Source organism: Kordia sp. (genome assembly GCF_022447245.1).
Taxonomy (GTDB): domain Bacteria; phylum Bacteroidota; class Bacteroidia; order Flavobacteriales; family Flavobacteriaceae; genus Kordia.
The window spans coordinates 17,930-27,733 of record NZ_JAKVBC010000049.1 but is presented as its reverse complement, the minus strand read 5'-3'; the positions used below and the strand labels follow the sequence as shown (position 1 = coordinate 27,733).

General features: G+C 29.0%; 13 protein-coding genes. 8 read left to right on the top strand and 5 right to left on the bottom strand.

Going from position 1 to position 9,804, the window contains the following annotated elements:
* From MK119_RS22120 to MK119_RS22105, 4 genes are all read left to right on the top strand, one after another.
* A partial coding sequence (locus MK119_RS22120; RefSeq protein ID WP_290683488.1) for a hypothetical protein occupies positions 1 to 206 on the top strand: 206 nt, incomplete at its 5' end.
* Positions 207 to 216: 10 nt separating this feature from the next.
* Positions 217 to 1,107 (top strand): HNH endonuclease, encoded by an 891-nt coding sequence (locus tag MK119_RS22115; RefSeq protein WP_290683486.1) that lies wholly within the window; start codon positions 217 to 219, stop codon positions 1,105 to 1,107.
* Entirely contained in the window at positions 1,104 to 1,499 is a 396-nt protein-coding gene (locus MK119_RS22110) for an SMI1/KNR4 family protein (protein ID WP_290683484.1), read from the top strand. Before MK119_RS22115 ends, MK119_RS22110 begins: the two co-directional genes overlap by 4 nt.
* A 92-nt stretch (positions 1,500 to 1,591) precedes the next feature.
* Positions 1,592 to 1,933 carry a hypothetical protein gene (locus MK119_RS22105; protein ID WP_290683482.1) on the top strand — a complete coding sequence of 114 codons (342 nt, stop codon included), beginning with the start codon at positions 1,592 to 1,594 and terminating at the stop codon, positions 1,931 to 1,933.
* A 205-nt stretch (positions 1,934 to 2,138) separates the two neighbouring features.
* Here MK119_RS22105 and rpiB read toward each other — a convergent pair whose 3' ends face one another.
* From rpiB to MK119_RS22085, 4 genes are all read right to left on the bottom strand, one after another.
* Positions 2,139 to 2,573, bottom strand: a complete 435-nt coding sequence (gene rpiB, locus MK119_RS22100; protein WP_290683480.1) for a ribose 5-phosphate isomerase B — start codon at positions 2,571 to 2,573, stop codon at positions 2,139 to 2,141.
* A gap of 770 nt (positions 2,574 to 3,343) precedes the next feature.
* Positions 3,344 to 3,586 carry a DUF2007 domain-containing protein gene (locus MK119_RS22095; RefSeq protein WP_290683478.1) on the bottom strand — a complete coding sequence of 81 codons (243 nt, stop codon included), beginning with the start codon at positions 3,584 to 3,586 and terminating at the stop codon, positions 3,344 to 3,346.
* A 45-nt stretch (positions 3,587 to 3,631) separates the two neighbouring features.
* Positions 3,632 to 3,817, bottom strand: a complete 186-nt coding sequence (locus MK119_RS22090; protein ID WP_290683476.1) for a hypothetical protein — start codon at positions 3,815 to 3,817, stop codon at positions 3,632 to 3,634.
* Positions 3,818 to 4,020: 203 nt separating this feature from the next.
* Complete coding sequence (locus MK119_RS22085; protein WP_290683474.1) at positions 4,021 to 4,938, bottom strand: diacylglycerol kinase family protein; 918 nt, start codon at positions 4,936 to 4,938, stop codon at positions 4,021 to 4,023.
* Positions 4,939 to 5,250: 312 nt separating this feature from the next.
* Here MK119_RS22085 and rnr point away from each other — a divergent pair, with 312 nt between their 5' ends.
* Both rnr and MK119_RS22075 read left to right on the top strand, forming a co-directional pair.
* Complete coding sequence (gene rnr, locus MK119_RS22080; RefSeq protein ID WP_290683472.1) at positions 5,251 to 7,446, top strand: ribonuclease R; 2,196 nt, start codon at positions 5,251 to 5,253, stop codon at positions 7,444 to 7,446.
* Between the two features lie 120 nt (positions 7,447 to 7,566).
* On the top strand, positions 7,567 to 7,881 hold the full coding sequence (locus tag MK119_RS22075) for a heavy metal-binding domain-containing protein (protein ID WP_290683470.1): 315 nt from the start codon (positions 7,567 to 7,569) through the stop codon (positions 7,879 to 7,881).
* A gap of 50 nt (positions 7,882 to 7,931) precedes the next feature.
* Here the strand turns inward: MK119_RS22075 and MK119_RS22070 are convergent, their stop codons facing one another.
* The gene (locus tag MK119_RS22070; RefSeq protein WP_290683468.1) at positions 7,932 to 8,126 is read right to left on the bottom strand and encodes a hypothetical protein; all 195 of its coding nucleotides are present in this window, start codon (positions 8,124 to 8,126) and stop codon (positions 7,932 to 7,934) included.
* A 201-nt stretch (positions 8,127 to 8,327) separates the two neighbouring features.
* Between MK119_RS22070 and MK119_RS22065 the strand changes: the two genes are divergently transcribed.
* A complete protein-coding gene (locus tag MK119_RS22065; protein ID WP_290683467.1) occupies positions 8,328 to 8,999 on the top strand; it encodes a head GIN domain-containing protein in 672 nt (223 codons plus the stop codon).
* Between the two features lie 240 nt (positions 9,000 to 9,239).
* A complete protein-coding gene (locus MK119_RS22060) occupies positions 9,240 to 9,800 on the top strand; it encodes a hypothetical protein (protein WP_290683466.1) in 561 nt (186 codons plus the stop codon).
* The last annotated feature ends 4 nt before the right edge of the window (positions 9,801 to 9,804 follow it).

Genomic DNA, 9,804 nt, shown 5'->3' with positions numbered 1-9,804 from the left:
TATTTAACAAAATCAAAAACTTTGATCTCAAAAAATCATTAGAAACATTATTAGACTGGATTCGTGAATTGATTTCTACTACTAAAGATTTAGCTGAAAGAGCTTTTAATAAATTATCAAAAGCTGAAAAAAAATTACTTACAAAAATGAAACTAGTTCCTGAGGAATTTAAAGATGAACTATTAACTCTTTGTCCCCTTAGATAAAAAATATATTATGAGAATGATACTAAAAAAACTTCTCTTATATAGGGAAAAAAGAAAATGTATAAAAAGAATAATTAAGCATCCTTTGATTGCTATAATTATACAAAAAAATACCAGCGTTACATTCAGTTGTTTAGGTATTGGAAAAAATGAAAAAAAACGTAAAACTTTAACTTGGAAAAACGTAGTTATTTTTAATGAAACTAAAAGAACATCCTTAATTAAATTTTTAAAAAAAATTTATGAAGAAATGACTAAAAAAGGAAAAAGTCTGGATGAAATTATGGATTCAAAAATTTTAGGGTTTAGTAATGATATTAATCGTGTTTTAAGTAAATTTAAACTATCAGTGAAAGTAAACTCTACCTCTGTTGACTTAGTTAATGAATCAGGTACAGTTATTTTTAGAGGTTTAAAAGAAAACGTACAAAAATATACTAACTTTATAAATAAAAGTAAAACTGAACGTAAAGCTTTACTAGATGAAATGTACAAAAGAATTAGTACTAAATCTAACAAATATAATCCAAAAAACGCAGCTGAAAAAGGATACAGTAATATACCTATTAGTAGAAAAGGTAAAGGTACATCGCCTGACTTTAATGGTTTAACTGAATATTTATGTAATAATGATCCAAATTTTGGAAATGTAAAAATCACTGTAACTGGATCAAGAGATAAAGATTTTAAACAAGCTTTTGAGAAAATGGGAATAACTGATTCAAAAACTCAAAAGAAAATAAAAAGAAAATATACTTGGCACCATTTAGATGATTTAGACGAAAATTTAGAATGTACCATGCAATTAGTTTTAAGAAAAGCACATGATGCAACTATAACTCATTTTGGTTCAGCAGGTCAATTTCTAGATTTACTTAATATAAAAAAATATTTAACATGATACAATTAGAAGATACAGAACAAAATTTAACACTTCAAGAAATTTCTGATTTTGAAATAGAATTCAATTTAAAATTTCCAGAATCATATAAATCACATATATTAAAATATAATGGAGGCTATCCTATCGATGAATTATACTTCAAAGGTTATCCTATTGATGAATTTATTTCTATAAAATATGGTGACTATCATATGAGTGAACGTTTAAAAAATTTAAAAGGTTTCTTCAATAATAATGTATGTATTCCAATAGCCACTTCAAATGGAGGAGTAATTTATATAGATACTGAAAAAGTATATGTAAAATATTCGGATGGTCAAATTGATTTTTTAGCAAATTCTTTTAAGGATTTTTTAAATGGTATAAAAGATGAAGCTTATGATTTTTAAAAATAAGTAGTGTAATATTGATAACAAAAAAACATACATGGAGGTATTAGTTTTAACAGTAAAATATTAAAGTAAAAGTGGAATATCAATATTTGACAAATTATAACAATAATATCAAAAAAATAAATACTAAAAAAAATGATATTATTAAAGGGCTTAACACAGATAAAATTCAATATTTAGAATCTAAATTAAATAATGGAGAACAGTTTCCTATAGCGTTTAAAGAGTATTTAACTATTGGAGGTGATAACAATGGCTTACCTTTAGAATTAGGTATAAATTATGATGCATATTATCTTTCAACAACATATATCAAAAAAAGATTAATGGAACGTGGAACTAATATAAATCGTCCTATAGCCGTTTTCTGTAGTTATGAAGATTGCTACAGTTTTATTTATTTAGACGAAGGAAATAATCCACAACCATAGAATTGTTCAGTAAGTCCAAATTATGACAATGACGATGGAAAAATGATATGGAAAATGCCTTTTAATTTATTTAAAGAACTTATTGACGATATGGTATACAGAGCTATTAAAGGATTAAACGTTTAACTATTAAAAAACAAAAAACCCGCCAACTACAACAGTCAGCGGGTTTTTCAATATCTCTAAATCTGCAAAATCAAAAAGCTTAACTACAAGCAATCTTCTCCACTCTACGTTGGTGTCTTCCACCTTCAAATTCAGTGTCTAAAAAGGTATCAACCATCGAAATGGCTTGTGGTAATGACGTAAAACGTGCAGGAATACTCAAAATATTTGCATTATTGTGTTCTCTAGCTAAAGCAACAATTTCTTTGGTCCAGCAAAGTGCCGCACGTACTTTTTGATGCTTATTTGCAGTCATAGCAGCGCCATTTCCACTTCCGCAGATAATAATTCCAAACGAAACTTTTTCGCTCTCTACATCTGCAGCTACAGGATGAATAAAATCTGGATAATCGACACTATCGTCTGTATTGGTTCCGTAGTTATGAACAGCATATCCTTTCGCTTCCAAATGTGCTACAATAGCATTTTTATAATCGGTTCCGGCATGATCGTTTCCGATGGCAATAGTTTTCATGTTTTTTTGTGTTGTGTTTGTTGAAAACAAAGGTATGAATCGACTTTTGAACAACCGAAAAAAGTTGTTGTTAATTTCATTTTACAATAACTTAATTTTGAACTGATTATAACTTAACATCAATTGTTGATATTTTGTGATTAGAAAATGAGAAGAAAATTTTGTGAACTCAGAATATTTTACAATATGCATATTTTTTAATGCTTCGCAACTTATTTAGCACTTCTTTTTAGAAAAGTTATTAAAGGTCGTTTTCTTAATTGTTAACAATAATTCAGCAACTTTTTATCAAAAATAAACTGTGTATAGCAGTTGTTAATAACTGTTGATAACCTAGCTAATGAATCTTAAAATTAATAAGTTACACTTTTAATAAGTTGTTCATCAAATTCCATAAAACACAATTCCTATAAAAAGTTTAAAAAGTTTTGCTAACTATTCACAAGCTATAATAACCATCATTATTTTTTTTAAATTTTAAAAAGAAAGAAATATATATATAATTAATGTTTATAACATTTCTGTAAAATGAATTTTTTTTAGAATGAAATATGGATTGTTTTTACGAATTATGTGCTACTTCTTTTGGGAAAGTTTAAAAAAACAGAAACTTTGAGTATGGATTGTTAATAACCTGAGAATAGTTTGAAATATCTGAACGTTACTTCGAGTAATTATGCTTAAAAAATGATATCGAGTATTACGCATAAGTGTATAATAGATTATTGAAATAGCAATTCGTTTCTAAGAATTGAATCTTATAATAAAGCTTATACGATTCGTAAATGCGATTGCTTACCGTAGAAATCGTCTAAGACTTGTTTGGTAAGGCCTACATCGTTTTTGTGGACTTTTAACGAAATACCGCCAATTGCGTTCGAATAAAAAGGAAATACACTCAACATCGTTTCGTTTTCAAATACATATTTAATTCCTTTCTGATCCAAGACAATGCGAAGCACAGCATATTCAAAATGATACGTAAATGTTGCAACAGTTACAAAATTGAGCATAAACTAAAAATAAAAGTAAAATGTAATGTATTAAAAATAAGAAAACTAGTTTAAATAATACATATCAACAGCTGCATTTTTTATAGAATCATTAGGAACTTCTACAGCTCTAATATCGTTTCTAAAATCATTTTTAGTTTTCAAAGAAGAGTTGATATAACTACCAAATGAGAAAAGTCCGATCAAAAAGATCGATACAAATAGTAATATGACTTTATATACTCGTTTCATAGTTTTTTGACCAAATTAAGTTTGGCTCTTATTCTATAGACGAGAAAAAAACAGGTTTGTTACACTTTTCTTAAGATTTTTTTAACTTTTTTTAAGAAATCGGCTATTTTGTTTAATCTTTATATGTGAATTTTTATGATAAATATGCCTATTTAATTGGATTTTAAAAAGTTAAAAACTCCAATTTGCTTTAAAATATAATCTTATTTTGGTACTACAAAAGCTATTGATTTAGGAATAATTTCTCCAGTAAAACTGCCTGTTCCCACCAATTCTCCATCTGCTTGAATATACGTATTTTTTTGTGAAGCTTCAATAGTAATTAAATCAGTTTTAAAAGTCTCTACTTCCGAATGATTGACAATTTTACCGTTAAACAAACTTGTTACATTTTTAACTAAGGTCCAAAACGTAAATTTTTTTGCCATAGAAACATCAAACAAGCCATCAGTAGGATCTACATTTTTTGTCAGCTGCATGCCACCACCAGAATATTGACAAATTCCAACAATTGTTAACAAAGATTTACTCGTTATTTTTTTCTGTTCACTAGTAATAGAAAGTTCAGTTAATTTATAACTAATTAACCCTAAAACGGTGGAGACCAAAAAAGAAATAGAACCTAAAAATTTCAGTCGTTCATTTCGTTGTACAACATATCCATCAAAACCCAATCCTGCAACATTATTAAAAAACACGGTTTTCTGTTCATTTCGCAATGATAATTTTCCAATATCCTGAAAAACAGTATGTTCATCTTTTATTATTTGAACTACTTTGTCAATATTTTTTGGAATCCGATATGTTTTTACCCAATCATTTCCAGTTCCTAAAGGTATTACTGCAAGTTTTATATCTGTTAATAAAGTGATGTTTTGTTGCATCAAGCCATTTACAATATGATGTAGAGTACCATCGCCACCAACACTTACAAATTTTCGATATCCTTGCTCCAAAGCTTTAATCACCAATTCGTGTTCATGCTGAGGTTTTATAGTAAATTCAAAATCAAAAGGAATAGCATGAGTTTCAAAAGCTGTAGTAATTTGTTTCCATTTTCGTTTTCTTGAGAAGCTTCCTGAAGTAGGATTCACAATCAAAAACCATTTATCTTTACGCATACATAACACGAATTTAATCTGTTGCAAAATACGAATTGTAAAATATTTCTATCTTTGCATCAGAATTATTACTGCTTCTCTCCTATTTTTATGTTTCTCTATGAAACTGTTAATTTCCTAGAAACATAATTTTCCTGACAAATTAAATGTGTACTTTTCAAAAAGTAAAATAGTGCTAATTGTAAAGTATTTTAAATCTCGATAATCGAGTAAAAAAGAACAAAAAAGTAGTTTCGGTATGCTTTTTTTAGTAAAAAAATAATAATAATGAATCGAAAATATACGTAACAACGTATAAAACAGAATGATATAATGGCAAGAAAGAAAAAAAAGAAATCGCACAAGATTCCAAATCTTACAGATGCGATCTTACAGATATTTAAAAAATCTTCCAACAAAGTTTATAACTACAAACAAATTGCTGCCAAACTAAGTATTACAGATACAAGCGGAAGAAATCAAATTATAAAAACACTTAAAAAACTTAAAGCAAAACAAAAAATTGAAGAGGTTGATCGTGGAAAATATCGTGTAATTGGTAGCACAGAATATTACACAGGAATTGTGGATATGACTTCTCGTGGTCAAGGATTTATCATTTGTGACGATTTTGAAGAAGATATTTTTGTACCAAGTCACAAACTCAACAGAGCTTTAGATGGTGATGAAGTGGAAGTGTATGTATACAAACGTAGAAGAAACAATCGTCCTGAAGGAGAAATTACAAACATTGTAAAACGTGCAAAAACAGAATTTGTAGGTGTGTTACAAATGCAGAAAAACTTTGCGTTTGTGATTGTTTCTAATCAAAAAATGTATACCGATATTTTTGTACCAAAGAGCAAATTAAACAATGCAAAAGATGGTGAAAAAGTACTGGTTGAAATTGAAGATTGGCCAGCAAGAGCTGATTCTCCTTTCGGAATAATAACACAGGTGCTTGGAATGCCAGGTGAACACGATACTGAAATTCATTCGATTTTGGCAGAATATGGATTGCCTTATGAATTTCCTGCTCATGTAGAACGATCTGCTAATAAATTAGATACATCTATCCAAGAAGCAGAAATCAAAAAGCGTCGCGACATGCGTGATGTATTAACATTTACAATTGATCCAAAAAACGCGAAGGATTTTGATGATGCTCTATCGTTTCAAATCCTAGAAAATGGAAACTACGAAATAGGAATTCACATTGCAGATGTTTCGCACTACGTAAAACCAGGAACTGCCTTAGATGATGAAGCATATCAGCGTGCAACTTCGGTATATTTAGTAGATCGTGTAGTACCGATGTTACCAGAAATATTGTCTAATGGAGCATGTTCTTTACGACCAAATGAAGAAAAATATACTTTTTCAGCAGTTTTTGAAATCAATGACAAAGCAGAAGTATTACACCAATGGTTTGGACGAACAGTTACGTATTCTGATAAACGATTTGCATATGAAGAAGCACAGGTAATCATTGAAACAAAAGAAAATAAAATTCCTGCAGATGTTTCTTTAACTGGAGAAGCGTATGAAGTAGATACTGCAATTGTAGAAGCCATTTTAAAGCTAGATGAATTGGCAAAAATCATGCGTGGAAAACGAATGAATCAAGGAGCTATTTCGTTTGATAAAGTAGAAGTGCGTTTCAACTTAGATGAAAACAACAATCCAGAAGGTGTCTATTTTAAAACACAAAAAGATGCTAACAAACTGATTGAAGAATTCATGTTATTAGCCAACAGACGTGTAGCTGCTTTTATTGGAAAACAAGAACCAGAAAAAACATTTGTATTTCGTATTCACGATGAACCTGATGTAGAAAAACTAGCGAATTTGCAAACTATAATTTCACGATTTGGTTATGCTTTAAATCTAAAATCAAGAAAAAGTACCACAAGTTCTTTAAACAAACTACTAGAAGATGTAAAAGGAAAGGGGGAACAAAATATGGTTGATACCTTGGCAATTCGTAGTATGAGTAAAGCAAAATATACTACCAACAATATTGGTCACTACGGATTGGCATTTGATTATTATTCACATTTTACTTCACCAATTCGTCGTTATCCAGATGTCATGGTACATCGTTTATTGCAGTTCTATTTGGATGGTGGAATATCTGCTGATGCAGTAGAATACGAAGAAAAATGTGAGCATTCATCCAAAATGGAAGCTTTGGCTGCCAATGCAGAACGTGATTCTATCAAGTATATGCAAATCAAGTTTATGCAAGATCATAAAGACGAAGAATTCTTAGGAGTAATATCAGGTGTGACAGAATGGGGAATTTATGTGGAAATCATATCTAACAAATGTGAAGGTATGGTTCGCATTCGTGAAATCAAAGATGATTACTATACGTTTGATGAAAAACAATATGCCTTGGTTGGAGAAGTCACTAAGAACATGTATCAACTAGGAGATGAAGTTGTGGTAAAAGTTAAAAATACAGACTTAGTCAAACGTCATTTAGATTTTGATCTTATAGGAAAACGTGTTGAGGTAGAAGCATAATTTAAATTTTTTAAAAAAGAAGATGGAGGCATTCAAAATCTTCTTTTTTTATTTTGTAACATTTCTAAAAAACACACACTAACGTTCTAAAACAATATAAAATCAAAAAACATAACCATTATGATCTTTACTACAACTGATACTTTTCAAAATAGAGAAATTACCAAATACTTAGGTTTGGTTTCAGGAATGACGTATAGTGTTAATTATAACTACAAAGGCATATCATTCAAAGATATGTTCAACATGAAAAAATACTATTCACAAATAGAAATTGCTATTGAAGAAGTAAAAGAAAATACATTTCAAAAGTTAAGCGACAATGCTGCAAAAATGAATGCAGATGGTGTGGTAGGTATTGATGTAGATATGGAAATCAGTGCAGGTGGTGCAGTAATGGTTAGCATTACAGGAACTGCGGTAAAATTGAATTAAAAAAGCTCGATTATTTAACAATCGAACTTTTTTAATTATGATTGAAGATTTTAGTAATCTTCATCAAAGCATAAGCAATCTACTTCACAAGCTAGTGGACCAAAACTTGTAGTAGGTCCTGCGCCACAAAATAAACCTGGAATAAAAGATAAAAATCCTCCTGTTCCACCAGTAACTTCATCTGGATTTAATTGAGAAATTTTTTGCTTGTTAAATTTTAACGATTTTAAATTCCTTTTTTTCATGATTTTGAATTTTAAGTAATAAACGAAAGTTACAAAACATATATTGCTATTCTTTACGGTAAAACCGTAATATACAAGTAAATAAAAAAATTAACAGAATAAAATATTAGTCAAAATATATATTTTAGAAAAAATTAAATAAAAACTGTAACAAAACGTTTTTTACATACTCTTTAGATACAAACAATAAAACCAAGAGTCATGAAACATATATTCACATTTATTTTATGCTTAGTTGCTTTTACAGTTTCTGCACAAACACCAATAGAAAAACAAGTAGGTGATTTTGAAGAAGTAAAAGTATTTGATTTAATAGAAATCAATTTAATCAAATCAAACGAAAATAAAGTCGTTATTACGGGAGCTGATACCGAAGATGTAGAAATCATTAATAAGCGAGGAAAACTTAAAATTCGAATGAAATTTGATCGAATTTTTGATGGTTCACAAACGTTTGTTGAAGTGTATTATAAAAATATAGATATTATAGATGCAAATGAAGGTGCTGTTATTGTAGCAAATGAAACAATGATACAACCATATTTAAAACTAAAAAGCCAAGAAGGTGGAAGAATCATTGCAAATTTAGAAGTCGATAATTTAGATTCAAGAGCAGTATCTGGAGGAATTATTGAAACTTCAGGAAAAGTAAAACATCAAGAAGTAGTTTTAAATACTGGAGGAATTTACGAAGGAAAAAAATTGATCACTGAACAAACAAAAGTCAAAGTAAGTGCTGGTGGAGAAGCATATATTTCAGCTTCAGTACTTGCCGATGCAAGAGTACGTGCTGGTGGATATATTGAAATTCACGGTGATCCAGAAACTATCAAAAAAGACAAAATCTTAGGAGGAAAAATAAAAGTAAAATAGATTCGTATTTTACACAATTCATCAATCAATCTTAAAACGTCTAAACTGCCATTTAGACGTTTTTTTAGTGAAGTACATCGTTGAAAAGTGTAACGCATTTAACGATGCTGGTTCAACTAATGCCGCTGTATAATGGTATCTTTCAGTAAGATTACATTTTTATCTCCTTAAACTTTCTTTTTTATGTTTTCTTCATCTAAAAAGAAAGTAACTTGCAAAGACAAATTAAAAACCGATAGAATGAAAAAATTGTACACATTTTTAATACTTACCATGTTACTAAATATATCATTAGTAACAGCTCAAGAACCGATAACTCGACCAACAGAAGGAAAATCTGTGATATATTTTATCAGAACTACACAAGCAGGATCTTTAATCAATTTTAAATATTTTGATGGTGAAAAATACCTTGGAAAATTTAATGGAAGACATTATTTTCAATACGAATGTAATCCAGGAAAACATACATTTTGGGCAAAATCTGAAAATATTGATTTCATAGAAGCCGATATCAAAGCAAATTCAATCTATTTTATAGAAGCAAAAGCCATAATGGGAATGATAAAAGCTTCTGTAAAATTATTTCCTGTTGATTTTAAGGATAAACGACAAATGAAGAAAATAAATAAGATATTTAAGAAAAAAGATATCCTTATAAGAGACACTGAAAAAATTGCTGAAGAAGCTGTAGAACTTGAAGAAAGAATTCAGAAATGGTTTAAGAAAATAGCGAAAAAGAAAGAAAAAGGTAGGAAAGTAAAAAAAATTACACCAGAAATGGAATATAAAAAGCTGTAATTAC